Origin of the sequence: Shewanella sp. GD03713 (assembly GCF_029843705.1) — a bacterium.
Lineage (GTDB): Bacteria > Pseudomonadota > Gammaproteobacteria > Enterobacterales > Shewanellaceae > Shewanella.
The window spans coordinates 1892101-1919016 of sequence record NZ_JAOCIW010000001.1; the positions used below are offsets into that span (position 1 = coordinate 1892101).

Annotated in this window: 24 protein-coding genes and 6 tRNA genes; 21 read left to right on the forward strand and 9 right to left on the reverse strand. The window is 46.3% G+C overall.

Annotated elements, in window-relative coordinates; translation table 11 throughout:
* The first annotated feature begins 160 nt into the window (after positions 1-160).
* The 5 genes from rlmKL to rmf all read left to right on the forward strand — a co-directional run bounded on the left by rlmKL (position 161) and on the right by rmf (position 6683).
* Positions 161-2302, forward strand: coding sequence for a bifunctional 23S rRNA (guanine(2069)-N(7))-methyltransferase RlmK/23S rRNA (guanine(2445)-N(2))-methyltransferase RlmL (gene rlmKL, locus N5E87_RS08470; RefSeq protein WP_086904445.1), 2142 nt, complete (start codon positions 161-163; stop codon positions 2300-2302).
* On the forward strand, positions 2295-2534 hold the full coding sequence (locus N5E87_RS08475; protein ID WP_011625889.1) for a glutaredoxin family protein: 240 nt from the start codon (positions 2295-2297) through the stop codon (positions 2532-2534). Before rlmKL ends, N5E87_RS08475 begins: the two co-directional genes overlap by 8 nt.
* Before the next feature lies 1 nt (position 2535).
* Positions 2536-4458 carry an ABC transporter ATP-binding protein gene (locus N5E87_RS08480; RefSeq protein WP_086904446.1) on the forward strand — a complete coding sequence of 641 codons (1923 nt, stop codon included), beginning with the start codon at positions 2536-2538 and terminating at the stop codon, positions 4456-4458.
* A 28-nt stretch (positions 4459-4486) separates the two neighbouring features.
* Positions 4487-6319, forward strand: a complete 1833-nt coding sequence (locus N5E87_RS08485; RefSeq protein WP_086904447.1) for a DUF3466 family protein — start codon at positions 4487-4489, stop codon at positions 6317-6319.
* A gap of 187 nt (positions 6320-6506) precedes the next feature.
* Positions 6507-6683 (forward strand): ribosome modulation factor, encoded by a 177-nt coding sequence (gene rmf / locus N5E87_RS08490; RefSeq protein WP_011071969.1) that lies wholly within the window; start codon positions 6507-6509, stop codon positions 6681-6683.
* A gap of 107 nt (positions 6684-6790) precedes the next feature.
* Here the strand turns inward: rmf and fabA are convergent, their stop codons facing one another.
* Complete coding sequence (fabA, locus tag N5E87_RS08495; protein ID WP_011625892.1) at positions 6791-7306, reverse strand: bifunctional 3-hydroxydecanoyl-ACP dehydratase/trans-2-decenoyl-ACP isomerase; 516 nt, start codon at positions 7304-7306, stop codon at positions 6791-6793.
* 74 nt (positions 7307-7380) lie between these two features.
* Positions 7381-9114, reverse strand: coding sequence for an AAA family ATPase (locus tag N5E87_RS08500; RefSeq protein WP_086904448.1), 1734 nt, complete (start codon positions 9112-9114; stop codon positions 7381-7383).
* Positions 9115-9335: 221 nt separating this feature from the next.
* Between N5E87_RS08500 and N5E87_RS08505 the strand changes: the two genes are divergently transcribed.
* The 9 genes from N5E87_RS08505 (at position 9336) to N5E87_RS08545 (ending at position 14575) form a co-directional block, all read left to right on the forward strand.
* A tRNA-Ser gene (locus N5E87_RS08505) sits at positions 9336-9426 on the forward strand.
* 792 nt (positions 9427-10218) lie between these two features.
* Positions 10219-10309: transfer RNA gene (locus tag N5E87_RS08510), tRNA-Ser, on the forward strand.
* Between the two features lie 420 nt (positions 10310-10729).
* Complete coding sequence (gene uvrY, locus N5E87_RS08515; protein ID WP_011622328.1) at positions 10730-11374, forward strand: UvrY/SirA/GacA family response regulator transcription factor; 645 nt, start codon at positions 10730-10732, stop codon at positions 11372-11374.
* Between the two features lie 109 nt (positions 11375-11483).
* Positions 11484-13313 (forward strand): excinuclease ABC subunit UvrC, encoded by a 1830-nt coding sequence (gene uvrC / locus N5E87_RS08520; protein ID WP_086904911.1) that lies wholly within the window; start codon positions 11484-11486, stop codon positions 13311-13313.
* A gap of 47 nt (positions 13314-13360) precedes the next feature.
* A complete protein-coding gene (pgsA, locus tag N5E87_RS08525) occupies positions 13361-13909 on the forward strand; it encodes a CDP-diacylglycerol--glycerol-3-phosphate 3-phosphatidyltransferase (RefSeq protein WP_011625896.1) in 549 nt (182 codons plus the stop codon).
* A gap of 143 nt (positions 13910-14052) precedes the next feature.
* Positions 14053-14128, forward strand: a tRNA-Gly gene (locus N5E87_RS08530).
* Positions 14129-14149: 21 nt separating this feature from the next.
* A tRNA-Cys gene (locus N5E87_RS08535) sits at positions 14150-14223 on the forward strand.
* A 48-nt stretch (positions 14224-14271) separates the two neighbouring features.
* A tRNA-Leu gene (locus N5E87_RS08540) sits at positions 14272-14358 on the forward strand.
* Positions 14359-14488: 130 nt separating this feature from the next.
* Positions 14489-14575, forward strand: a tRNA-Leu gene (locus N5E87_RS08545).
* Between the two features lie 331 nt (positions 14576-14906).
* On the opposite strand, the gene N5E87_RS08550 is transcribed toward N5E87_RS08545, so the two are convergent.
* From N5E87_RS08550 to N5E87_RS08580, 7 genes are all read right to left on the reverse strand, one after another.
* Positions 14907-15182, reverse strand: a complete 276-nt coding sequence (locus tag N5E87_RS08550) for an HU family DNA-binding protein (protein ID WP_086904877.1) — start codon at positions 15180-15182, stop codon at positions 14907-14909.
* Between the two features lie 107 nt (positions 15183-15289).
* Positions 15290-15835, reverse strand: a complete 546-nt coding sequence (locus tag N5E87_RS08555; RefSeq protein ID WP_086904876.1) for a PIN domain-containing protein — start codon at positions 15833-15835, stop codon at positions 15290-15292.
* Positions 15836-15909: 74 nt separating this feature from the next.
* On the reverse strand, positions 15910-16152 hold the full coding sequence (locus N5E87_RS08560) for a hypothetical protein (protein WP_086904878.1): 243 nt from the start codon (positions 16150-16152) through the stop codon (positions 15910-15912).
* A gap of 300 nt (positions 16153-16452) precedes the next feature.
* Positions 16453-17361, reverse strand: a complete 909-nt coding sequence (locus N5E87_RS08565; RefSeq protein ID WP_086904875.1) for an ABC transporter ATP-binding protein — start codon at positions 17359-17361, stop codon at positions 16453-16455.
* Complete coding sequence (locus tag N5E87_RS08570) at positions 17358-18188, reverse strand: ABC transporter permease subunit (RefSeq protein ID WP_086904874.1); 831 nt, start codon at positions 18186-18188, stop codon at positions 17358-17360. Before N5E87_RS08570 ends, N5E87_RS08565 begins: the two co-directional genes overlap by 4 nt.
* Positions 18189-18275: 87 nt before the next feature.
* The gene (locus tag N5E87_RS08575) at positions 18276-18941 is read right to left on the reverse strand and encodes a DUF480 domain-containing protein (RefSeq protein ID WP_086904873.1); all 666 of its coding nucleotides are present in this window, start codon (positions 18939-18941) and stop codon (positions 18276-18278) included.
* Between the two features lie 166 nt (positions 18942-19107).
* A complete protein-coding gene (locus N5E87_RS08580; protein ID WP_086904872.1) occupies positions 19108-19947 on the reverse strand; it encodes a S1-like domain-containing RNA-binding protein in 840 nt (279 codons plus the stop codon).
* 474 nt (positions 19948-20421) lie between these two features.
* Between N5E87_RS08580 and N5E87_RS08585 the strand changes: the two genes are divergently transcribed.
* From N5E87_RS08585 to N5E87_RS08615, 7 genes are all read left to right on the forward strand, one after another.
* Complete coding sequence (locus tag N5E87_RS08585; protein WP_011071981.1) at positions 20422-20574, forward strand: hypothetical protein; 153 nt, start codon at positions 20422-20424, stop codon at positions 20572-20574.
* Positions 20575-21037: 463 nt separating this feature from the next.
* On the forward strand, positions 21038-22951 hold the full coding sequence (gene speA, locus N5E87_RS08590; RefSeq protein ID WP_086904683.1) for a biosynthetic arginine decarboxylase: 1914 nt from the start codon (positions 21038-21040) through the stop codon (positions 22949-22951).
* Positions 22952-23233: 282 nt separating this feature from the next.
* On the forward strand, positions 23234-24205 hold the full coding sequence (locus tag N5E87_RS08595) for an adenosylmethionine decarboxylase (protein WP_086904684.1): 972 nt from the start codon (positions 23234-23236) through the stop codon (positions 24203-24205).
* Between the two features lie 225 nt (positions 24206-24430).
* Positions 24431-25069, forward strand: coding sequence for a pyridoxamine 5'-phosphate oxidase (gene pdxH, locus N5E87_RS08600; protein WP_011622340.1), 639 nt, complete (start codon positions 24431-24433; stop codon positions 25067-25069).
* Between the two features lie 20 nt (positions 25070-25089).
* Complete coding sequence (locus N5E87_RS08605; RefSeq protein ID WP_011622341.1) at positions 25090-25542, forward strand: YaiI/YqxD family protein; 453 nt, start codon at positions 25090-25092, stop codon at positions 25540-25542.
* Between the two features lie 150 nt (positions 25543-25692).
* Complete coding sequence (locus tag N5E87_RS08610; RefSeq protein WP_086904685.1) at positions 25693-26268, forward strand: YceI family protein; 576 nt, start codon at positions 25693-25695, stop codon at positions 26266-26268.
* Between the two features lie 160 nt (positions 26269-26428).
* Positions 26429-26785 (forward strand): DUF3802 family protein, encoded by a 357-nt coding sequence (locus N5E87_RS08615; RefSeq protein ID WP_086904686.1) that lies wholly within the window; start codon positions 26429-26431, stop codon positions 26783-26785.
* Positions 26786-26916 lie beyond the last annotated feature (131 nt).

The window sequence follows — 26916 nt, forward strand, 5'->3', positions numbered from 1 at the left end:
GGGGGAATTTCGGACAATCTGGGCGATATGCTCCGTTTATCTGCAGTAAAAAGAGTGCTAACTGTCTGACTAAATCGAGTTTCGGCTAATAACTGTTTATCTTTTATGTCGCTTCACAGGTATAATGTCGCTTTGATTTTGACTGCGTATTGATTATCCCATGCTTAATTTTTTTGCTGCCGCCCCTAAGGGCTTTGAATATAGCTTAGCCCAAGAACTGACAGAATTTGGTGCGACTGAGATTAAAGAGAGTGTTGCCGGTGTCTATTTTACCGCGCCGCTTGCCTTAGCCTACCGTATTACCCTGTGGACGCGTTTGGCCAGCCGTATCGTGCTGGTGATCTATAAGGGCCCCTGTGAGTCGGCGGAGCAATTATATAACGCAGCTTATTGTATTGATTGGTCAGCTCATTTCTCCAATCGCAACACTTTTAGTATCGATTTTCACGGCACTGGCGGCTTTATCAATAACACCCAGTTTGGTGCGTTAAAGATTAAAGATGCGATTGTTGACCGTTTCCGTGATGACGGTGATGCCCGTCCAAACGTCGCTCGTATCGATGCCGACATTAAAATCGACGCCCATTTCCGTAATGGGGTGATTACCATTGCGATGAACTTCTCGGGACCTTCTTTACATCAACGCGGTTATCGCTCTACGACCGGTGAGGCCCCATTAAAAGAAAACCTCGCCGCCAACATGCTAGTGCGCAGTGGCTGGAAAGCCGCGCCAACGACCTTACTCGATCCTTTCTGCGGCAGTGGTACTGTACTGATTGAGGCCGCATTAATGGCTGCCGATATTGCCCCAGGATTGCAGCGCGGCCGTTTTGGTTTTGAACATTGGCGCCGCCACGATAAAGCCACCTGGCATGAGATTTTAGAAGAGGCCAAGGCGCGCGCATCCTTAGGTGTAAAACGTTGTGACGTGAAGTTCTACGGCTCGGATATCGATTCGCGCTTAGTGGCACTGGCAAAACGCAATGCGCAAAACGCCGGTGTACTTGAACTGATTGACTTTAAAGTGGCTAATGCGCTCAATGTCGAGCCGCCCGCTGGCGAAGGTTACCTCATTACTAACCCTCCCTACGGTGAGCGTTTAGGCAGTGTCTCTGAGCTATTGCAGCTGTATTACCAATTAGGCGACAAGTTTAAAAAGGAGTTTGGCGGCTGGAAAGTGGCCATGCTCTGTAGCGATATCGAGCTAATTTCGGCGCTGAAACTCAAAGCCGATAAGCAGATGAAGATGTTTAACGGTGCGCTAGAGTGTGCCTTTAACCTTTATACCTTGCACGCGCAAAGCACTCGCCGTGATACGCCCGTATTGCCAGAAGGCGTGGACATTGCCGATATCGCACCAGCGTTTGCGAACCGTATTAAGAAAAACGCTAAGCAATTAGAAAAGTGGGCGAAAAAAGAAGGTATCGACAGTTACCGTTTATATGATGCCGACATTCCCGAATATAACGTCGCGGTCGACCGCTATTTAGACCATATCGTGGTGCAGGAATATATGGCGCCAGCCAGTATTCCAGAGGCCGTGACAAAACGCCGTTTAAGCGATGTGCTACTGGCTCTGCCTGCTGCAATTGGTGTCGATCCGCACAAGATCACTATGAAGACCCGTGAGCGTCAAAAGGGCACCAATCAATATCAAAAGCTGGATGAACGAAAGCTTGAACTTATCACCACTGAATATGGCGCTAAGTTTAAGCTGAACCTGACGGGCTACTTGGATACTGGCTTGTTCCTTGACCACAGATTAACCCGCCGTTTAGTGGGACAAAAATCGAAAGGACGCCGGGTATTGAACCTGTTCTCTTACACAGGTTCTGCCTCTGTGCATGCCGCATTAGGTGGCGCTAAGTCGGTCACAACGGTTGATATGTCAAACACCTATCTGGCGTGGGCAAAGGAAAACTTTGCCTTAAACGATCTCAGTGGCAAGCAGTATGAGTTTGTGCAGGCCGATTGTTTGCAATGGATCCGCGATAGTGCGCTCGATAAATCTGCGCAATATGATTTGATTTTTATCGATCCGCCGACCTTTTCTAACTCCAAGCGGATGGAAGATTCCTTCGATGTGCAGCGTGACCATGTGAATTTACTGGGCATGCTCATCAAGCTGTTAAGTCCAAATGGGGAGATAGTGTTCTCCAACAACAAACGCAAGTTTAAGATGGACACCGAAACCTTGGCCAAGATGAAAATCAAGGTGGAAAACATCGATGATCTGACCTTGCCGATGGATTACAAGCGCAATCCCCATATCCATAACACTTGGCTTATCACCCATGCATAATGTACTGCAAGCGGGTTACATTCTATACCACACCGAAGGGTGTCACTTATGTGAACAGGCGGCGGCATTGCTTAATGCCGCCGAGGTGCCCTTTACCGCCATCGATATTTGTGATGATGAAGCCTTAGCTGAGCGTTATGGCGTGTGTATTCCCGTGGTGAAGGCCGCGGATGAGCGTTGCCTCTTTTGGCCCTTTGACGCTACCCAATTACAAGAATTTTTAGGAGCTTAGTTTGAGTCTGGTTCGTATCAATAATGGCTCGTTAGCCTATGGTTACACTCCGCTGCTGCAAAATGCCGATTTCACCATCGAGCGTGGCGAGCGAGTGTGTATTGTTGGCCGCAACGGCGCGGGCAAGTCGAGTCTATTGAAGATTTTATCCGGCGATGTGCTGCTCGATGAAGGGGAATTCAACATCGACAACAGCGTCACCGTTAGCCGTTTGCAACAAGATCCACCGAAGGCGGAGCAGGGCTCGGTCTATTCTTATATCGCTGCTGGCTTAAAGGAAGTCGGTGAAGCGTTAGAGCAGTACCATCAACTGTCCCACGATGTGGCCTTTGCCGAGCCTGAGCAGATGGAGCGTATGCTCAATCAAATGCAAAAGCTGCAGGAGACTTTAGATCATCACAATGGCTGGCAGCTTGACTCGCGCATCAAACAAAATTGTGAGTTATTAGGGCTCGATCCCGATAAATCCTTAAGTGAATTATCCGGTGGTTGGCAGCGTAAAGTAGCGCTTGCCCGCGCCCTCGTGAGTGAGCCGGATTTATTGCTGCTCGATGAACCGACTAACCACTTAGATATCGATACCATCGAATGGCTGGAAAAATTCCTTTTGGATTTCCAGGGCGCCATTGTGTTCATCAGCCACGACAGGGGCTTTATTGCCCGCATGGCAACCCGTATCGTCGATTTAGACCGTGGCGTAGTGACCTCATGGCCTGGCAATTATCAAGCTTATCTTGATGGCAAGCAGGAATGGTTAAGGGTTGAAGCCGAGAAAAACGCTTTATTCGATAAGCGATTAGCCGAAGAAGAAGTCTGGATCCGCCAAGGCGTTAAAGCCCGTCGTACCCGTAACGAAGGCCGCGTGCGTGCATTGAAAGCACTGCGTCAAGAACGTAGTGAGCGCTTAAATCGTCAGGGCAATGCCAAGATGGCGGTGGCTGATACCGAGCGTTCGGGTAAGTTGGTCTTCGATGTGAAGGACTTAAACTATAATCTGCCCGATAAAAATCTGGTTAAAAACTTTAATACCACAGTACTTCGCGGGGATCGTATTGCGCTTATCGGCCCGAACGGCTGTGGTAAATCGACTCTTATTAAGCTGTTGATTGAGAAATTACAACCTCAATCGGGTGAGGTGAAAGTCGGTACTAAGTTGGAGATTGCTTATTTCGACCAATACCGTGAGGCGCTGGATCCTGAGCAAACCGTTGAAGACAACGTGGGTGAGGGTAAAAAGACCATCACTATTAATGGTCAAGATCGCCATATCTTAAGTTATCTGCAGGATTTCCTGTTTTCACCGATGCGCGCCCGCACGCCGGTGAAGGCATTATCTGGCGGTGAGAAAAACCGATTACTGCTGGCTAAGTTACTTATTCGCCCCGCTAACCTGATTATCCTCGACGAACCGACAAACGATCTTGATATTGAGACCCTAGAATTGCTAGAGTCGCTGCTGACTGAGTATCAAGGCACACTGTTACTTGTGAGCCATGATAGGGCCTTTATCGATAACACTGTCACCAGCAGCTGGTGGTATGCGGGTAATGGGCATTGGAGCGAGTATGTTGGTGGTTATCAAGATGCGATTGACCAAGGGGCAAAGTTTTATTCTGAGGAACCTAGTCAGCCAAACACGGTCGAAGCTCCTGCGACAGCAAAAACCGCTGAGGTGAAAGTGGCTGAGCCCGCCAAAGCCGCGAAAAAACTGTCCTATAAGTTACAGCGTGAATTAGAGGCCATGCCTGAGTTAATGGAGAAATTAGAGGCTGAAATCCTCGAATTGCAAACCACAGTGGCGCGCCCAGATTTTTATAGTCAAGCACAGGATAAAATCAATCCAATATTGAACCTGTTGGCAGATAAAGAAAAACAATTGGAAGTTTGCTTCGAGCGATGGGAAGAGCTTGAGTCACTGAAGTAAACCAATAATAAAAATGGGAATAGAATTAATGAAGTCAAAGTTGGATAAAGCCCTCTCCTTGGTTGCCTTAGGTGTCCTTGGCGTATTACACAGTGCCCATGCTGCACCCGTCTATGAAATTGTTAACCTTGATAATTATGATCTGCCACTCTCTGACAGCTTCCAAGGGGCGCGTAATGGGTATGCCTTAGGTGTTAACGCCAACGATGAGTTGGTCGGTATCATCAAAGGTAAGAAAAAACTCAGTACATCTGATGTCGAAGGTGGGGTTATTGACGTCGAAGATGGTATTGCCCCTGAGGAAACCATTACCTACTCTATTACATCTGCCATTATTGCCAATAACTTTGCTTTTATCGCCGCGCAAAATGGTGCCTTTGGCGCATGGAAGCCAACCTTTGACAGTATCAATGGTACTACGCCACCGAGTGATACTTCGGTCGTTAATTCAGTCGATACCTTTTACTATGGCATCAACGATGCTGGCGTGAAAGTGGGGAGTATGACCGCACCTGAAAAGAAAACGGAAAATACCGCGACTACGGATGATACTGCGGATTACTGGTATTACCGTGATTATGAATATCGCGGTTTTGCCAAAGTAGGGGATAGCGAAATTCCCTTACTCCCACCTTATACTCAATACGTTAAAGACGATAAGACCGTTGAGTTAGGCGGTTGGTCTGCGGCGACTGCGGTTAATAACAATAATTTAGTTGTCGGTTATGCCAGTACTGATATCAGTAAATATGGTGGCGATCGTGTAGCTTACTGTTTAAGCACAGATAACACGTTACCGTTAGATGTGTGTATCCAGCGCGAGCAATATCCGAATACTCAAGGTACGCGCAATATTCAGTACCAAACCCGTGCATATGTGTGGCAACTGGATAATGGCGTAGCAACTGGCACAGTTTTACCTTTAGGCTTAACCCCTGCGAGTGATAACACCTTAACCTTTACGGCTCAAGCTCTGGGTGTGAACAATGAAGGCGTAGTTGCAGGACGCTCGCACGTTTACCGTAACGGTAATACAGATAGATTGCGCCAGGATGCTGCCTATTGGAGTAAAGATGCTGAGGGCAACTATCAATACCATTGGATCCCAATGGGTGATTCTGTTTCGAGTTCAATTGCTTACGATGTGAACGACAACGGTATTCTTGTTGGTAGCTATCGCAGTTATATCCAAGGTTATGCACGTGATAAATTTTTCTACTTTGATATCAATACGCCCGAAGTCGGTTATGTCACGCCGAATGATTTTGCATCAACGACCACTGACCTTTCGAGTAAACCCAAAGATATCAATAATAAAGGCCAAGTTGTTGGTTATATTGAAACTACCTACGATAAGGAAAAACCACGTCCTAAGGCGGGCTTCCTCTACGAGAAATCTACTGGGGAGTTCAGTAACCTCAATAACTTACTGACCTGTGAATCCAAGGGCTTTGAAAAGGGCTCGGATGGTAATTGGGCTCGCCATAAGGTTGAATTCACAGATGGTTCAGGAAAAGTACTGACTTATAATAGTGATATTCTCGTTGTTGAAGCGACCAGCATTAATGAAGATGGGACTATCGTAGGTACTGCCTTTATTCGTAAGCCTTCGTTCCAGTTAGACTCGAAGGGTAATATTATTGTTGGGGAAAATGGTGAACCGCTGTTTGAACTTAGTGGTAATGGTGACCCAGTAACAGCCTATATTCCGCGTATGGTGGTGCTCAAGCCATCTACTAATGGTGAAGCTTGTACTGTGGATGATAGCACTGATACGGGCAATTACGAACGTAAGGGCGCAGCATCTCTCGTTTGGTTACTTGCCTTACCTTTAGTCTGGCTACGTCGTCGCGTTCGCTAATTTTTCAGCTTAAATTCAGACTCAAAAAATCGAGGCAAATTGCCTCGATTTTTTTTAACCATGATCTCAATAGTTTAATAAATAGTCGATAAAATGGACGATTTTTTGATTGATCTCGGCGCTGAAAAGCACTATTTCTATGGATGAAGCTGTTGCTTCTATTTCACGTAGAACAGAGGACGCTTGCATGAAAAGACAAAAACGAGATCGTTTAGACAGAGCTTTTTCCAAAGGATTCCAAGCGGGTATTGGGGGTCGATCTAAAGAGCTTTGTCCTTATGCAAATCTTGATTCGCGATCACAGTGGTTAGGTGGTTGGCGTGAAGGTGTGGATGGCCGAGTTAATGGGCTATTTAATAAATAACGAGTGTTTCTCGTGGATTAAATAGCCCAGAACAGACAGAGTAATGCAGCATAATTGCCCTCAGATGAGGGCATTTTTGTATCGAGTCGTGTAGGGTACAGCAGCGATTAGAAGGTTGACGTATCGCTAAATACGCCAACTTTTAAATCAGTCGCACTATAAATTTGACGACCATCGACTTCAAGAATGGCATCGGCAATACCCATGACCAATTTACGATGAATGGTACGTTTGATGTTTAGCTTGTAAGTCACTTTTTTCGCGCCAGGTAACACTTGTCCGGTAAATTTCACTTCACCTACGCCCAGTGCGCGGCCTTTACCCTCGGCGCCTTCCCAACCAAGGTAAAAACCTACTAATTGCCACATAGCGTCTAAGCCTAAACAACCTGGCATTACTGGGTCGCTGATGAAGTGGCAGCCAAAGAACCAGAGATCTGGATTAATATCGAGTTCAGCAACAATTTCACCTTTGCCAAATTCACCGCCGTTATCGTTAATGGTAATGATCCGGTCGATCATCAGCATATTATCAACGGGTAAACGAGGCGAGTTTGGACCAAATAAATTCCCATGGCCACAGGCGATGAGTTCTTCTTTATTGAAACTGTTTGCTTTATTCATTGTTTTACTACTCCAGCAATAAGAGCCGCCAAGATTAGCGAACACGTGTAAGCTAAACAACTCCGATCAGCTAATTAATGGCGAAATAATCCCAGTTTTGCGAGTAATCTCGTCATTAAGCTAATCTCTTCTTCGCCATTTCCCGCCAGCTTATCGAGCCGTTCTTGCACTAGGCCGTATAAGGAATCTGCAGGGAAGTCATTATCTTCATTGGCAACCCCTGCTGGCATTTGCATCAGTAGCTCCACTGCTTCGTCCATATGCTCAATTGCATAGATATGGAATTGGCCTTTGCCTACAGCTGTTATCACTTTAGGGGCGAGGTTAAGCTGAAGTACGTTCGACTTAGGCATAATGACGCCCTGTTCACCCGTGAGACCGCGTCGTTCACACAGATTGAAGAAGCCTTCAATCTTCTCATTAATGCCGCCAATGGCTTGCACATTGCCGAATTGGTCCAAGGCGCCGGTAATGGCGAGCGACTGGATAATCGGCTGCTCGGCAATGGCCGACATCAAACAGCAATACTCGGCGAGCGATGCACTATCACCATCGATCTCTTGATAGGACTGTTCGAATACGATGTTGGCATTAAGGTGTAGCGGGGCGTCACGTCCAAAAATGCGATATAGGCAGGCGGATAAGATCATCATGCCCTTGGCGTGGATATTGCCACCCAGCTCGGACTTTCTTTCAATGTCTGCCACTTCGCCATCACCATAGTGCACGGTTGCGGTGATCCGCGCGGGTTCGCCGTAACTATGGTCAATCGCATCGATAACCGTCAGGCCATTAATCTGTCCTACCATAGCGCCTTCAGTTGGCAGATTTATGAAATTGTCATCAAAACTTTGCCCTGAAAACTCTTCAGAGCTGTTATGGCGATAGTTGGCTTGCTCGAGCGCGTGTTCAATACTGGCGGCATTGATAGTGGCTTTGCCGCGATAGACCTTAGCCTGAGCCATTAATTGGGCAAAATCGAGCATCGACAGGCTTAAACGGCGTTGATGTTCGGTTAACCTAGCACTGTGTCTAAACAGTGGCGCAAGGCTTGATTGCTCTAAACCAACCTCAACACTCTGAGCCACGGCTTGTAACCAACTGGCATATTGCACTTCTTTAAAGCGAGTCAGATCGAGTTCACTCGCTAGCTCTGCCAGCAAACTAAAGTGGCGCTGAAATTGCCAGTCCTCTGAGCGGACTTGGCTGTAGATTAAACCTGCGCCAATCAGAATGATTTTACAATTTAGCGGAATAGGGCTCAGGTGGCTGCTTATCTGATAGGATTTTTGCGTCAGAATTTGCATCATCAGATCCCATAGGCTTTCGCGTTTCCACAGAGATTCGGCGCAGATAAACACATAGTGGCACTGGGCGAGGGCACCGGGTTGATATTTGCTGCCATTTGCCGATTGCACCATGCGGCCGAGAAGATCGGCACGGCGGATATTGCCACTTAGGTAACGGTAACTGACATTTTTTTCGGCAATGGCGCCTTGATTGTCGAGCGGCACTTCATACTGCCATTGGAATTGAATCGCTTTTTCTACAGGACGAGCCGCCACTAAATAAGCGTTGGATAACGGCTCGATGGTTTCCATGAGGGCTTGCATGATTAATTGTCGGTCGATGCCGGGGAAATCGGCGAGGTACAGCTGTTGATCGGCAATGGCGTTATGTAACTTAAAAGCATCCAATACACGTTCTTGCCCTAAAAGCAGGGCTTTTAACCCTGTGGCCGATTGCGGCAGGGTAGGAAGGTTAAATTCAGGCGCGAGTGAGGATGATGGTATCAAGAGTGAATTCATATAAGCATTTACCATGAAAAGTTACCGCGATTTTACCATACCAAGACGGCAAGTCTCTTACTGTATAGGTGTTTTTGCGTTGGTTTACTCAGATATTGCTGAAAATTTGTTGGCTATTTGCCTGAAAAAACATCTTGGTGAACATAAGATGAGCATTTGACACAATATTGAAAAATTGCTGTTTACAAGCACCGATGATGCTTATATTATTTGCGCCATTCGGAGGGGTGGCAGAGTGGTTTAATGCACCGGTCTTGAAAACCGGCGTGGGTTTATAGCCCACCCAGGGTTCAAATCCCTGCTCCTCCGCCATATTTTACGGAAAAGCCATCAGCAATGATGGCTTTTTTGTTTTGCAATTTAGGAAGTTGAACCCTTGGGTTCCTCATTCTTAGCGCAGCTCCTCCGCTATATACTACGAAATGCCATCAGCAATGATGGCTTTATTGTTTCTGCAATTTAGGAAGTTGAATCCTTGGGTTCCTCAGTCTAAGTGCAGCTCCTCTGCCATATTCCACGAAATATCATCAGCGATGATGGTTTTTTGTTTACAGAATTCGAACCTAGGTTCTGCATACGAAGCTTGTCAGCTTATTTACTGCATTTGAGAGTCATTTGAGCAGCGCCAGCCCTACCAACTCAGTGTTGTTTGGCAGATAGGTGCACGCGGAGTCGCTTGGGCGATACGAATACCTATTTGCTAAGGTTAACGCCCGTTTGCTTAAGCAAACTCGTATTTACCTTGAGGGTTTCTTCCCACCTTCTTAACTACTTATAAGTGCAGGCATCCGTATCGCCAATTGGCTTTCAAATGCATATAGCGCTTTGATTCGCGCGACTTTTTATTAGATGCCGATTTCGGCTATATAAAGTGGCTACTTTAATGGGGGGCGAGTTAAAAGGGGCGTGTGTATTGAGCGCAGCGTGTTTGCGCCTAAGTAGCCATAAGTGCCACCTTAAGTGTGAATACAGGGACTTTTGGGTGAAGATTAGACGTTATTCGATGGTTTTATCGACGACTGCATATCAAATCGCCAATCAATTCAATTAATAATAAATTTAGGTTTACAACCTGAGGGGAGATAGCTATTATTTCGCTCGTTCGGAGGGGTGGCAGAGTGGTTTAATGCACCGGTCTTGAAAACCGGCGTGGGTTTATAGCCCACCCAGGGTTCAAATCCCTGCTCCTCCGCCATATTCTACGGAAAAGCCATCAGCAATGATGGCTTTTTTGTTTTTGCAATTTGGTAAGTTGAACCCTAGGGTTCCTCATGCTAAGCGCAGCTCCTCCGTCAAATGCAATCCAAAGACCGCTAAACTATTCTCGGTCTTTTACATTTTAGTCTGCCATTCTATTGTGTTTAAAACTTGCGGCATTGAGCACACTCTTGGTTATTTGCCGTGAATGCCGAAACCAGTAGCGCCTTAAGTGCAGAATTTAAACTGGGTTAATGAGTCCGTTGTTCCTTTAAATATCATCTAGTTAACAATATTCATTTTATGCTTTGCGAAATACCATTGTTGGGCTAAATTACCCTGATAACCTATATTCCGGTTGCGGTATTCTGATTTGACTACACTGTGTTAGTCGACATTGGTTAAAGGTGGATAAAAGTTGATATCGATATATTTAGTTGACGACCATGAGCTTGTAAGAACTGGGATCCGCCGCATCTTAGAAGATGAACGTGGGATCAAAGTCGTGGGAGAAGCGCCAGATGGCGAGACCGCGGTACAGTGGGCGAGACAAAATGAAGCCGATGTCATCTTAATGGACATGAATATGCCTGGGATGGGCGGGCTCGAAGCCACACGTAAGATTTTACGTTATCAGCCCCATGCCAAGATTATTGTATTAACTGTGCATACTGAAGATCCTTTCCCCAGTAAAGTGATGCAGGCGGGCGCGTCTGGTTATTTAACCAAAGGGGCAACTCCTCCCGAAGTATTGCAAGCGATACGTCAGGTTTCCCGTGGGCAGCGCTATCTATCCCCAGAAATTGCCCAACAAATGGCATTGAGCCAATTCAACCCTGCCGATGAGAATCCGTTTAAAGCCTTGTCCGAACGTGAGCTGCAAATTATGTTGATGATCACCAATGGTGAAAAGGTCAATGATATTTCGGAGCAACTCAACTTAAGCCCAAAAACCGTTAACAGTTACCGTTATCGCTTGTTTGCCAAGCTTGGGATCAGTGGCGATGTGGAGCTGACCCGTTTAGCGATCCGCTATAAAATGTTAGATGCTGGCCATTTCTAATGGCCGTTTGTGTTAATGGTTCTAGCATTAATTAAGTGTTAGCTGTGAGTGTGAAGACGATTTATCAAATTGTGTTGAAGACGGTGAGTAAAAGAGTGGGTGTATAACGATGTCGACAGGTTTTAACGCCCAGAGTTTTTTACGCACGGTTTCATCCTCTGCTGGGGTTTATCGCATGTATGACGTCAAAGGTGACGTCATCTATGTGGGTAAAGCCAAAGATCTTAAGAAGCGCTTATCCTCCTATTTCCGTAAAAACCTTGGGAATGTGAAAACCCAGGCGCTGGTGTCCCATATCCATCATATCGATGTGACGCTGACCCACAGCGAGACCGATGCGCTGCTGCTTGAAAATGACTATATCAAGCAGTACATGCCCAAATACAATGTGTTACTGCGGGACGATAAGTCATACCCCTATATTTTCTTGAGTCAACACGAGCATCCACGCCTTGCATACCATCGCGGGCCGCAGCGGGAGAAGGGCTATTACTTTGGGCCTTATCCCAATGGCGGCGCGGTGCGCGAAAGTTTGCACTTGATGCAAAAGCTGTTTCCTATTCGCCAGTGTGATGATCTCTATTATAAATCCCGCACTCGTCCCTGCCTGCAATACCAGTTATCCCGTTGCAGCGCGCCTTGCGTCGGTAAGGTCAGTAATGCGGAGTATGATGAGCAGGTTAAACTCGCCAGTTTGTTCCTAAAGGGAAAAGATAAGCAAGTTATCAGTGAGCTCGTGGCTAAGATGGAAGAGGCCGCCGAGCAGCAAGCCTATGAACAAGCCGCGCGCTTTCGCGATCAAATTATGGCGCTGCGCCGCGTGGCCGAGCAGCAAGAAGTCTCGGGCAATACCGGGGATATGGATGTTATCGGCGTGCATTACGCCTCGGGCATCGCTTGTTTTCACCTGTTATTTATCCGCGAAGGTAAAATTTTTGGTAGCCGCAGCTATTATCCAACGGTGCCCGCGCAAACGGATATCGAAGAAGTCTTACGTTCCTTCCTGCTACAGTTTTATTTAAATGCCGATATTCAACGCACCATTCCTAAGGAAGTGGTGATAAGCCATCACTTTGAAGAATTGCACGAGCTAGAGTCGGCCGTCTCTGAGGCGTTAAACAAAAAGTTCAGCATCAAAACCAATGTGCGCGCCGACAGGGCAAGCTTTTTGCGCCTCGCGCTGACCAATGCCACTAATGCTGTGATGACGCGTCTGTCCCATAAAAACACCGTTGAACAGCGTTTTGTCTTGCTTGAGGAGATTCTCGAGCTTAATGCGCCAATCCAGCGGATGGAGTGTTTCGATATCAGCCATACCATGGGGGAGAGCACGGTAGCCTCCTGCGTGGTGTTTAACCGCGAGGGGCCACATAAGGCCGAATACCGCCGTTACAATATCGAAGGCATTACTCCCGGCGATGATTATGCCGCGATGAAACAAGCCATTAGTCGTCGATTTGATAAAATCGATGCCAGCGGCAAAATTCCTGACATCTTATTTATCGACGGTGGTCTAGGGCAGCTGCGTATCGCGCAGCAAATAGTGGATGAGAAATTCGTTAATTTAGATAAAGCGCCGCAACTGATTGGGGTGGCAAAGGGAGAAAGCCGTAAACCTGGGCTTGAAACCTTAATCTTTGGCGACACTGAAACGAGCTTTTCTCTTGAAGATGACTCGCCAGCGCTGCACCTTATTCAACATATTCGTGATGAATCGCACCGCTTTGCGATTACAGGCCATCGCAATCGTCGTCAGAAAACCCGTAACACCTCGACGCTCGAATCCATTCCGGGCATTGGTCCTAAGCGGCGCAAGGCGTTATTGCAACATCTTGGTGGTTTACAGGAAGTGAAGGGCGCGAGTGTGGCCGAGTTAGCGAAAGTGCCGGGTATTAGCATAGAAATGGCACAAACCATTCATGATGCATTGCGAGGGTGATAAATTTAAGGCAAGATTGGCGCTGCTTTTGACTAACTGGTTCGATCATGCCGTTTAACTTACCTATAGCATTAACCCTTTTTAGGCTTTTTTTACTGCCCATCTTTGTGGTGCTCTTTTATCTGCCTTACAGTTGGACTCCCTTCGTTGCTGCTTTTGTGTTTTGGCTTGCCGCCATTACCGATGCCTTGGATGGCTATGCCGCCCGTAAACTCAAGCAACTCACGCGTTTTGGGGCTTTTCTCGATCCCGTTGCCGATAAACTGATGGTGATCACCGCGCTGGTGTTATTGGTGGAGCAATATGCCGATATTTGGTTAACGCTGCCGGCGCTGTTTATGATTGGTCGCGAAATTGTGATTTCAGCCCTGCGTGAATGGATGGCTGAATTAGGTAAGCGCGGGACGGTTGCGGTTTCTTGGATCGGCAAATATAAAACGGCGGCGCAGATGGTGGCGATTATTGGCCTGATCTGGCAATACAACCCATTAATGATCACCGCAGCATTTGTGTTGTTATATATCGCTGCAGTGTTAACCTTCTGGTCAATGATGAGCTACATTTTAGCCGCCTGGAAAGATTTAACGGCCGAATAGCGCAATAAAAGATCAAAGAGATTATTTAGTGCGCAAGCAGTAAGTTATCGATAAAACAGCGGTTGACACTGCATGGTAAATAGGTAGAATGCCTCCCCGTAGACGAGAGACGAAGTGAAAACAAAATCTTAACTCTACATGATGCGACATTAGCTCAGTTGGTAGAGCGATACCTTGCCAAGGTATAGGTCATCGGTTCGAACCCGATATGTCGCTCCAATCTAAAAGGATTGGAAAGATGGCGCGATGGCAGAATGGCTATGCTGCGGATTGCAAATCCGTCGATCTCGGTTCGACTCCGGGTCGCGCCTCCATAATTAAGATATTAATGACACGATTCCCGTCGTTAATATAAAGAGTTTGCCCGAGTGGTGGAATCGGTAGACACAAGGGATTTAAAATCCCTCGCTGGTAACAGCGTGCCAGTTCAAGTCTGGCCTCGGGTACCATTATTATAATGGTGACAGCTCAAAGCGAGCTGAAGCGTTAAACTTCGTTACCTATACATTGAAATATAAGTAGAAGAGCGAAGCAAAGAGTTAACAATATCAATAGCAGTGCTTGCGATATTCAAAGTTTGCCCGAGTGGTGGAATCGGTAGACACAAGGGATTTAAAATCCCTCGCTGGTAACAGCGTGCCAGTTCAAGTCTGGCCTCGGGTACCATTATTCTTAGTGAATAGTAAATAAGCCTCGACATTAGTCGGGGCTTTTTTGCATCTACGGCTCTGATTTTTGGGTTTGGTTTAAAGGGCCGTTTCTATCTTCTTCTCTTGAGGCACAGTTTCGCGCTTGCCACTTTTGTTACAGGCATTAGTCCTGCCTTATAACCTACTTATTTCTCCACTTTATTTCTCCACTCTGAGCTTGATAGCATCAAACTGAGCTCGTGTAGGCTGCGTTTGAACGCTAAGGCTTATTGCCAAAGTGATGTCGTTACCTTGTCCCATAAAAAAGCCCCGTGGTTTTCACGAGGCAATTTTACACATCCGCAATACTACTCATTTATCGCTTGTTTAAGTGCTGTCGCGGCCTTAAAGCTTGGCTGGTTAAAGCCTGCAATCTCAATCGTCTCGCCAGTTTGCGGGTTTCGACCCAATTTAGGTAAATGATAACGTAATTCGAAGGTGCCAAATTGTGGCAGGAAGACTTTTTCACCTTCGCTTAAGGCGATATGGATCTGTTGTAGGATCTGTTCGACAACAGGTTTAGTGCTGGCCTGGGACTGTTCAAGCGAAGTGGCGATACGTTGGATAAGTTGTGCTTTGTTCATTGAAACCTCTGAATTCAGCGAAAGAGCAGGAAAGGGGAGTTATAACAAGCTCGGGATCAGATTGAAAGCCTAGGTTTACCAAAGCGGCTTAACTGCTGCTTTATTGGTTAGCGATGATAACTTACCTTATCTCCAGACACTGAAATCACTTTGTCATTAATCAATTTATTTAAGTAGCCTTGGATTGCGATTTGATTACCTTTAATCCCCATATGAGAAGCGATATGGTTACGTAAGGAGTCAACTTTTTTCGGGCGTTTCTCTTTTGGCTTCGAAGTTAAACTATGCAGTAATTTTGCGCTGATATTTTCTACTGTTGCAAGCTTAATATGCTTACAGATACGTCCATTTGATTTTATATGTGCGATAAGTGGAGCAAAACCATTATCGTTTGAAATGATGTCGAAGGTTACGTTTTCACTCGCAGTGCTCTCATAACATCCGAGATAATATGATAGATGAAAGTCTAGATTATTTGACTGGGTTGCTTTCAGTTGAATAACGATGATTTCAAGTGGCTTGTCATACTTTTTTTCACCAAAATCTATCTTGGGTTGCTTTGCTCCAAGGAATATGATTATTTTTTGGTATATAGAAAGGTCGATTTTTTCTAAATTACCGACGTTTTCATAGTCAATAAATGCCCACTTCACTGTGTATTGCTCCTTATGCGGTAATCTTTTCACTTGCTGTGATGACGCCTACTTGAGTTAACAAGGTTTTATATTTAGCTTAGCTCCCAAGGTAAATCACGTCGTCCATTAACTGATTTCAGAACACCCTCATTCCTTAACTTTTGAGCGGCCCAACGGATATCATATTGCCAAGTGTACAGCAGATCTCCAGAGGATTTTAGCTCAGATTCGTATTTCTCCCAGACATACTTCGATACATCACGAGGTGAGCCTCGTCCTCCAGAGGAATTAAGATATTCTACAATCCATTGTTTCATGCTTTCTCTAGTAGCCATTAGTTTCCTTAATGATTGAAATATTCCAATTATATCGATAGCAGCTGAACATAGATCTTGTGTCAGTTTAAAGGCGAAAAATACAGATTGCTCAAAATAACCTAGCATAACTTATAAATTTTGCTAAATGATTTAAGTACAAACCTTATTGAGGCTTTGGGTTTATTTTTAATGGAATGGAAATATAAGGCAGACGCAAATTCTGGAGGTTAAATATAAAATGTTTTTAGCTAAGCGCCCTTGCGGGCGCTGTTAGAGGTGGAGTTAAGTGTAGGAATAATGGCTGGACTTATCGCGGAGTTAAGAAAATAACGTTTCTTCCAACGTGCGCCCTTTCAGCAGCATCTTATATTGCCAATGCTGCTGCTTAAACAGGGCGACTAGGGCGGTTTCAAACTCATAATGGCGATTTGCCGTGTCATCCAATTGGATAACAAATACATGGGCTTGTTTTGAGGTGATATTCACTACACCGGCTATTTGACCGACGGCTTGGAGCAGCGCTTCACTGTCGCAGCTTTCCATGGTGAGGGTGAGATAATCACTGCCGCTATTGGATGAGCGCATCGAAATCGATTGGCCCAGCTCACCTTTATCTAGATACAGCACTTGGTCACAGAGCTTCTCGAGTTCGTCCAAGTTGTGTGAGCTGATCACAAAAGTGGTTGTGGGTGAGAGCGTTCTGACGAGTTCACGGATTTTCTTTGCATTGGCGGGATCGAGTCCTGCGGTTGGCTCATCGAGTAATACCAGTTTAGGCGAGCCGATTAAGGCTTGGGCAATCGCCACACGTTTACTCATCCCATGGCTCAGGCTCGGTGGCTTTTGCTGCGCCACCTCGGCTAAGTCCACTAAATTCAGCACTCGCAGGGCTTCTTGATTTGCCTGCTTGCTATCCATTCCTTGAAGACGCGCAAAGAAGCTTAACTGGCTGATAATGGTCAAATTGGGATCGAGCGTTGCATCCTGTGGCAGGGCGGCAATTTGCCCTAATAATGCTGGACTATTTGGCGCTTCTCCCAGAATACGCACCGTGCCCGCGCTTGGGGTGAGGTAACCACAAAGTAGGCTAAATAGCGTGGTTTTACCTGCACCGTTAGGGCCAACCAAGGCGATGGGCGCTCCCGATTCGAGGGTTAAGTTAACGTTATTGAGCGCTTTTTTACTGCCATAGTGTTTGGACAGTCCTTGGCATTGAATGAGGATCATAGTTGACTCCTTTGGATATAAACGCGGCCAAGGAAGAGGGCGAATGCGGTTTGTAATAGGGGGATTGGTGCGTAGGCAAAGCTCTGGAGTCCATTGGTGTTGACCATGTTCGACAGTTGAGCGCCAGGCAATATCCATTGTAAGCCTTCAAATAAGCTGGATTGATTACCCAAAATCAATAGTGCAATCGAGACTACAGTCCACAAGATGGTGGCGAGCACCATGGCCTGTCTTGCCGTGTTGGCATAGAGGGACAATAGGGTCATGACCGCGGTAAAGGGTAAAATCACGATAAGCAAGTTGATGCCGACCAAGGCACCCGACGTTAATGCGGGTAATAACAAGCCGATATCGCGAGTGAGTGCCAGCGCTATGGTGGCGAGGATAGTCAATAAGATCAGTAGACCTTGGATCAATATTTGCCCCAAAAAGCGGCCGAAGAGTAGGCTGTCTTTGCTGGTTCTTAGGGTATAGAAGCGCAATGTGCCGCGGGATTTGTCTGAGGAGAACTGATCGGCGGCAATCAAAATACTGAACATGGGAAACAGATACAGCGCAAAGCACCAGAAGATAGCCATTTCCGCCACGGGCCAGTCAAACAGCACATTGAGTGCTTGGCTGCCTAAGAGACCGTCGATCAGATCTTTGATATTGGGCTGCATTAATAGGGTCGAAGCGCCTTGGATGGGGTAGAGCAACAGCATGCCCCACACTAATGCAAAGGCGATCAGGGCGATAATCCCGCGAAGGTTAAATAGAAATTTGCGACATTCAAAGCCAGCGATCAAAAGCATGTTGTTGAATGTACTGGGAGCGTTTGGTGTCATTCGCTGTCTCGTCAGTGAGTGGGCGGACAAACTTTCACGTTAGTCATCATTAAGAGCGACCATGCGCGAAAGTCGTCCGCAGTGCGGTTAGGATAAAGAAGCGATAAGCGAGTCTAACTTATCTTTAAGTTCAGCTACTTGCTCTTCAAGCTGCGTAACTCTCGCTTCCAGTTGTTGTCTATCCTGCTCATTTAGCGGCTGGGCATCTGCATTTGTGGCACTGGTGAATGACGCGGCGCTGACCTGCTCAGCACCTTGGGAGAATAACTCAGTGTAACGGCATTCACGCTTACCTGGTTCCCGTGGCAGTTGGGCTAGCACGGGTTTATCTCGCTCCATCAATTGCTTAATGCAGGCTTCCACTTCGAGCACATCTTTAAAGTCATGCAGCCTGTTGCTGCGGGTTCGCAACTCGCCCGGCGTTTGTGGGCCGCGAAGCAGCAGCAAGCACACAATAGCTAGCGCCGCGCTGGAAAGTTGTAACTCGCTAAATTCGGTGTTGCAGAATCTGTGCTTGTATTTGACGACTCGGCTACCAAAGCCGGATTGCTCGCTGATAAGTCGCTTTTTATTCAATGAATCGAGGGCGTCTTGAACCTGCGCTTCGCTTAAGTCCAATACGGGATCGCGGCTGGTTTTTTGATTACAGGCGAGGGTCAGGGCATTGAGCGAAAGAGGGTATTGCTCTGGGGTGGTGACTTCTTTTTCAAGTAGACAACCGATAACTCTGGCTTCGTGTAACGTGAGTTCCATATAAGCTCCAAAGAAAAAAGCATGGCTTTGTTATAACAGAGCCATGCTTAATATCCTAGCGCTTGTCGGTAAACTGAGGTTTAAGGCAAACTATTTGTACAAATAAAGCACGAACATGGGGGCAAGAGAGTGCTAAGTCCCGTATTCGGTTGACTATTCTGCCCAATCAGTCTGCTTCAGTCAGACGTAAGCCATCATCATCGATGCTTAACTTGCCCGCTTTAAACAGGCCGCCGATGCTCTTCTTGAAGGCTTTTTTGCTCATGCCGAGTTGCTCGTAAATCACTTCGGCATCGGTTTTATCGGTCAGCGGTAAGAATCCACCCGCTTGCTTAAGTTTCACTAAGATAATGTGTGCGTGCTTATCGAGCTCTTGCTTACTGCCTTGCTGCAAGACCAAATCGATTTTGCCATCGCGGCGCACTTGTTTGATAAAACCTTTCACTCTTTGGCCAAAACGCAGCTTTTGGAACACTTCATTTTGGTAAATCACGCCCCAGTGGGCATGGTTAATAATGGCTTTGTAGCCTAAATCTGTAGTGCCACCGATATATAAGTCAACCTGTTGACCCACTTCGTACTGAGCTGGAGTTTTATCGAGGAACTTATCAATTTTTGATGAGGCGACAATACGTTCATCCGCGCGGTTAACATGCACGTAAACGAGGTAAGAGCGACCCTCTTCGATGGGTTTATGCTGCTCACCAAAGGGCAGTAGCAGATCTTTATCTAATCCCCAGTCTAAAAATGCCCCGTAAGGACCCGTTGCCACGGCTTTTAGATAGGCAAACTCACCGACTTGCGCAAGTGGTCTGCGCGTAGTGGCAATGACGATATCTTCAGAGTCCAGATATAAAAAGACCTCTAGCCAGTCACCGACTTGGCAATCTTTTGGGGTGGCTTTGTTGGGCAGTAACACTTGGCCAAATTCGTGGGCATTTAAATACACACCGAAGCTGACTTGTTTTACCACCTCAAGTTTGCAGGTTTTTCCTATCTGTACCATGTAGCTCTCTATCTATAGATGTCATTCGGCGGTGATTATAACCGCTTTATCCGTAAACGGCAGCTTCCAGTTCGGCTTTTAGGTTCGCACTTTAGGATTAATGGCTTAGTGAGCGTTAAAAATCATGCCGACGCTGCGATTGTTAGCCATTTATTCTGCAAGGCTATTAAAAAATATTGAACGTATTAAAAGTAGGATTATTCACTAAGTTATTAATTTATCGAAATTAACCCTGCATGGGGATGCCATCCCTGTTAATGGGGTGTTTGTTATATTTTAATGAAAAATATTAAATGAGATTCTTGCTTGCATTCTGTGACATTGCGCGGTTTAATTGCGCCGTTTAACGACTTCGCTCGTTACAGACATGACAAATATTACGTGAGTTGTAATGGTTTTATGGTTCACAGGTCATTAACCGTGTAACGTACAATTTATAATGGTTACATGGGGTTAAGAGGAATTGTTTAGCTAATGCACAAGCATCCATTTTTTGCTCTTTGCCTAAAAGCATCACAATGTCAGCGCTCAATCGTTGTGCCCTATGACGATACCAGCCTTAAACATCTCACGTTAATCCGTATCAATTCTGGCCGCGAAGAAGCCAACAGTCCCCTGTTACAATAATCTTGCCTGTTATTAGGTGCGCTCGGTCTTGCCTGGCCGCTTAATATGTAATGTTGTTCCTTTAGTGTTACCTGTTGTTGTAGACATGCTTGGCCCTCTTTTTAATGAATTTGGGGTCTTCGGCTGTGATGCAACGCCTAACGTTAGGGTTTTGGGTGTTTTTTAACCTCAAAGCGCGCTAAGGTTAATACCATTGGTGAGAAACCTTGGCGATAAAAGGTGAAATGAACGCAATCTCCTACCATCGCCAGTGTAATAAGAATATGGGGTTTACCCCGGCTGCGTTAAGGAAAAACGCATCAATGTCACCTCTGCTGGGTTGATTTTGCTGCATTAAACAGGGTGAATTCATCCTAATTGTATGTCAGGTAAACATATGTTTTACCTGGGTTTGTCGAACGGGCGGTCGCGCAAGAATGCCGTGGCCGTTTAACCCATTTTTTTATAGACGGGCTAAATAAAAATGAATGATTGGTCTATTGATGCTGCTCGTGCTGGGTACAACGTTACCCACTGGAGCCAAGGGTTTTATGGGATCAGCGACCAAGGTGAGGTGACTGTGTCGCCGGATCCTAAGAATCCTGATCACAAGATTGGCTTAAATGAGCTAGCAAAAGACATGGTTAAAGCAGGGGTCGCTTTACCTGTATTAGTTCGTTTCCCGCAAATTCTGCACCACAGAGTGAACAGTTTGTGCCAAGCATTCGACCAAGCGATACAAAAATATGAGTATCAGGCGGACTATTTGCTGGTTTACCCCATTAAAGTAAACCAACAAAAAACTGTGGTAGAAGAGATCCTTGCGAGCCAAGCATCAAAAGAAGTTCCACAATTAGGCCTAGAAGCCGGCAGTAAGCCAGAATTAATGGCTGTATTAGCCATGGCGCAAAAAGCCAGTTCAGTGATCGTGTGTAACGGTTACAAAGATAACGAATACATTCGTTTAGCCTTAATTGGTGAAAAGTTAGGCCATAAGGTCTACATCGTTTTAGAAAAACTGTCTGAGCTGAAGATGGTGTTGGCCGAGTCTAAGCGTTTAGGGGTAAAACCTCGCTTAGGTCTACGTGCGCGCCTGGCATTCCAAGGTAAAGGCAAGTGGCAAGCCAGCGGTGGCGAAAAGTCTAAGTTCGGTTTATCTGCGGCGCAGATTTTAACTGTGGTAGATCAGTTAAAAGAAAACGACATGTTGGATTCGCTGCAGTTATTGCATTTCCACTTAGGTTCGCAAATCGCCAACATCCGCGATATTCGTCAAGGTGTGAGCGAAGCGGCGCGTTTCTACTGTGAATTACGTGAGTTAGGCGCCAGCATTAACTGCTTCGACGTTGGCGGTGGTTTAGCGGTGGATTACGACGGCACTCGTAGCCAAAGTAACAACTCAATGAACTATGGCTTAAGCGAATACGCGAACAACATCGTGAACGTGCTTACCGATATCTGTAATGAATACGAGCAACCTATGCCACGTATTATTTCAGAATCTGGCCGTCACTTAACGGCGCACCATGCCGTGTTGATCACCGATGTTATTGGTACTGAAGCCTATCAGGTAGAAGAAATCCAGCCGCCAGCGGAAGAGTCGCCACAGCTGCTGCACAACATGTGGCAATCTTGGACCGAGATCAGCGGCCGCGCTGATCAACGTGCACTGATTGAGATTTATCACGATAGCCAAAGTGACCTGCAAGAAGCGCAATCGCTATTTGCTTTAGGTCAATTAAGCTTGGCGGAACGTGCGTGGGCTGAGCAGGCGAACCTGCGTGTATGTCACGAAGTTCAAGGTTTGTTAAGCACTAAAAACCGTTACCACAGACCGATTATCGATGAGTTAAACGAAAAGTTAGCCGATAAGTTCTTCGTTAACTTCTCTTTATTCCAATCGTTACCGGATGCTTGGGGTATCGATCAGGTGTTCCCTGTGCTGCCACTGTCTGGTTTAGACAAAGCGCCAGAGCGCCGCGCAGTGATGCTGGACATCACCTGTGACTCTGACGGTATTGTTGACCAATACGTAGATGGCCAAGGAATTGAAACCACGCTGCCCGTTCCGGCTTGGAGCGCTGAAAGCCCTTATCTGATGGGCTTCTTTATGGTTGGTGCCTATCAAGAGATTTTAGGTGATATGCACAACCTGTTTGGTGATACCAACTCTGCGGTGGTGAGCATCGAAGAGAACGGTATGACCAACATTGAGTCGGTCCTTGCCGGTGATACAGTTGCTGACGTACTGCGCTATGTTAACTTAGATGCCGTTGACTTTATGCGTACTTACGAAGAGTTAGTGAATCAGCACATTGCTGAAGAAGAACGCGCCCAGATTTTAGAAGAACTGCAAGTGGGCCTAAAAGGTTACACTTATTTAGAAGATTTTTCTTAATATTGAGTGTGTTAAAAAAGTCAGCCTAGGGACACTTAGGCTGACTTTTGTTTTTTATAGCCGGTTGCTTTTTTGCTAGTGGATTGCAAGGCTGTCACCTTGTAAAAGCAAGCTCGGTGGTTTTATTGCGGCGTTAGTCGTGTAAAAATAGCCGCGCGAAATTGATGGGTTACCAGTCTTAACATGCGTGCGTTCACTTAAGTCAGCGTTGCCAGCGAACCATTAATGACTGATATACCAATAGATGCCCACACACAGGGATAAGATGAGGCGAACGGTTTGATGTTTTTTGAAGGCGCGGAAAAAAAGCTTGAGATCAGACTCACTCCCAAGTTGGCGTCATTACGCCAACGAGAGTATGGCTTTTGGTCAACCTTAGTGGCCTGCGCCAATGCGGAAATCCTGTCCACAATCAGTAATCATGCCTGCGATGCCTATCTGCTGAGTGAATCCAGTCTGTTCGTTTGGGATGATAAGATTCTGCTGCTCACCTGTGGTAATAGCACCCTAGTGGATGCCGCCTGCCATTTTATCAACGCCGTAGGCGTGGAGCACATCGCCGCGCTCTGTTATCAGCGCAAGAATGAATACCAAGCTCAGCTACAAAGCACGAGCTTTGCGGACGATATTGCTAAGTTGCGGACTTTGATCCCCGGCAAAGCCTTTCGAGTGGGTCATTTAGACTCACATCATCACTATCTGTTTTGTAGTGACAATCAGTTTTGTACTGGCGATCTGTTTTGTACAGACAGCCAAGTTATGCCCTCAACCGAGACTTGCCTTGAACTGATGATGTACCACATCCGTGGCGAGCTTGCCGATTATCTCAAGCTGCCAACACAAACTGAGCAGGGGATTTATCAACGGCTTGAATTTCAGCAACTCTTTCCCGATTTTCAGTTTGATATGCATTGTTTTCAGCCTGCTGGTTTTTCGTTGAATGCGATACGCGGGACTGACTATGTTACCTTGCATATCACCCCATCTATGGGGCAAGGGGAACATTCCTATGTGAGCTTCGAGACTAATCTCGATTTAGCGACTTACCCCCATCCCGTTGTGGCGCGATTAGTTAATGGATTCTCCCCAACGAGTTGGGACTTGATTGGTTTTGATCAGCACATTCTTACCGAAGGATTCCCCGCTCATCTGTGTCTAGGCCAAGCCATGGTCACCACAGCATCAGGGGGGGAGATAACTTTTAGTCATTATCAACAACTCGAAACCCAAGTATTACAGCCCGAGTTTATGTAGTGGCAAACACTGGTGAGCTCGCCATTGCTGCTTGAGTCCATTTCAGTACTATCTTGTACCATGCTTAAGCGCTGGATAATCAATAAAAAGCTAAGGTTAACGGTCTTGGCTTTTTTATTGACGGCTTAATAACAGAGCAGCGAATTGCGAGTAAGGCATGGTAAACTTGCATTATCAGCGGATTGCACCGATGGCAATCATTGTGCGCTTGTAAAAGGAAAACCTATGACAGATCTCAGTGATATTCGCCGCGAATACACCAAAGGCGGTCTAAGACGCGCCGATTTACCCCAAAATCCCATGCAGCTATTCGAGTTATGGATGACGCAAGCTCGCGATGCCGAGCTGAGCGATCCCACGGCGATGTGTGTTGCCACCGTCGATGAGCATGGTCAGCCCTATCAGCGAATTGTGCTATTAAAGCGCTTCGATGACTCGGGATTTGTGTTCTTCACTAACCTAGGTAGCCGAAAAGCGCAGCAGATCGCAGCCAATAACAAGGTGAGTCTGCATTTTCCCTGGCATCCGATTGAACGCCAAGTATCGATTCTTGGTGAGGCGCAGCCACTCTCTACCGCCGAAGTGCTGAAATACTTTATGACCCGTCCTAAGGATAGCCAGATTGCGGCTTGGGTGTCACAGCAGTCGAGCAAACTGAGCGCGCGACAAGTGCTCGAAGGTAAGTTCTTTGAAATGAAAGCCAAATTTGCCAAGGGTGATGTGCCCTTACCGAGTTTTTGGGGCGGCTACTTAGTCAAACCCTCGAGCATCGAGTTTTGGCAGGGCGGTGAGCACAGGCTGCACGATCGTTTTCTCTACACTCGCCAAGCGGATGAATGGGTCATTGACCGTTTAGCACCTTAATGGTCTTTAGGAGCGTAAGCGTGGGACAGTATAAGATTTGGGTCGATGCCGATGCCTGCCCAAACCCGATTAAAGAGATTTTATTTCGCGCGGCTGAGCGAAAGTCGCTGCCGCTAGTGCTGGTGGCGAACCAAATGCTGCGGGTGCCACCATCGCCTTATATCAGCCAAGTGCGTGTCGGCTCAGGTTTTGATGTGGCAGATCAATACATTGTCGACCATGTTGAGGCTACGCATTTAGTGATCACCGCCGATATCCCGTTGGCGGCGCAAGTGATTGAAAAGGGCGCGCTGGCGCTTAATCCCCGCGGCGAACTCTACACTACGGACAATATTCGCCAAAAACTGACGATGCGCGATTTTATGGAAGACTTACGTTCATCGGGCGTGCATACCGGTGGCCCTGATGCCTTATCGGCGGCGGATAAACAGGCTTTTGCTAATAGTTTAGATAAGTGGCTGGTGCGAGTTTAACGATAGTTAACTAGTCGCTAAACAAGAAAAAGAGTATCTTTAGCGAGACTTAGGTGATCTTTATCACAGATTTTCTAAGGATACGGCGGGGACTTCTGTGTCACAGGGGGACCGCCTTGCCTTAACTCTCACTGATTGAGGATGGATACGATGAAAAAATGGATAGGAATTGCAGCATTATCGACGCTGGTTAGTTTTAGCTGTGCGGCCCAGTGGCAAGTAATGGAGCAGGACTCTCGAGTCAGCTTCGTGTCGGTAAAAAAGGGTGATATCGCTGAGGTTCATCACTTTAAGCAACTCAATGGTGTCCTTAAGGATAATGGTCAATTTGAATTAACCATTCCCCTGATGAGTGTGGCGACCGGTATCGATGTGCGCGATGAGCGTATGCAAAACCTGTTGTTTGAAGTGTCCTTGTATCCCGAGTTGAAGTTAAGCTCGCAGGTGGATACCAAGATGTTGAAAGATCTAGCCGTTGGTGAGACTAAAGTTGCCGACATCGATGGGAAAATTTCCCTCCATGGAAAGCAACAAACGAAAACTTTTTCGGTAATTTTAACCAAAGTATCTGATAATAAACTGATGGTTAGCAGTTTTCAGCCGATAATAGTCAATGCTAACGAGTTCGATTTGGTCTCGGGTGTGGATAAATTGCGTGATATTGCAGGTTTATCTAGTATTAGCCAAGCCGTTCCTGTGTCGTTTGTACTAACCTTAACAAAGTAACAGCGATAAGATTGGTTTAGATCAATACGTCAGCTCTCCTGTTCGCGATATGGTTAGCGAGTGGCTGACGTGTAAATCTTTATATCGACCACTTTAGATGTGGGTTTTGTTTTTTCAGTGTCGCCTTTGGCGATAGATTTTGGTGTGTGAAGGGTAAAAAATGGTCACAGATAAAGACGGTTACATGCATTTGATCCAGTATTTGACTGAGCATCTTGGCTTGTTCGAAACGCCCGATACCCAAAATGTGTCCGACGATACTGTGATGGAGTTGTTCGAAGAGCAATTATCCGCACAGATTATTATGGTCTGCGGCCAAAATCCTTCCCTCTCTTTTGCCGAACGAAACACTATTATCCGTGAGGTCGATGCGATTGTGTACGATCTTGAGGAAATCTTAGCCTCAGTGGCGAATCATAGAGCCACGCCAGAGCAAACGCTGTTTATCACCGAGTTTTCTGGCCTTATTAAGAATTTATTCGATCAAGAAATCTCGAAAATCCAAGTTCATGTGTAATACCTTCGCTTAAGCTTAACCTTAGGATTAACCTCATCTCTTGGGTTAGTCCTATCCGTTAGTTTGTTAGCTAGTTACTTACTTTGTTCGTTATCCCTCATCATTACTTCACTTTTAATGTGTAACTCCAG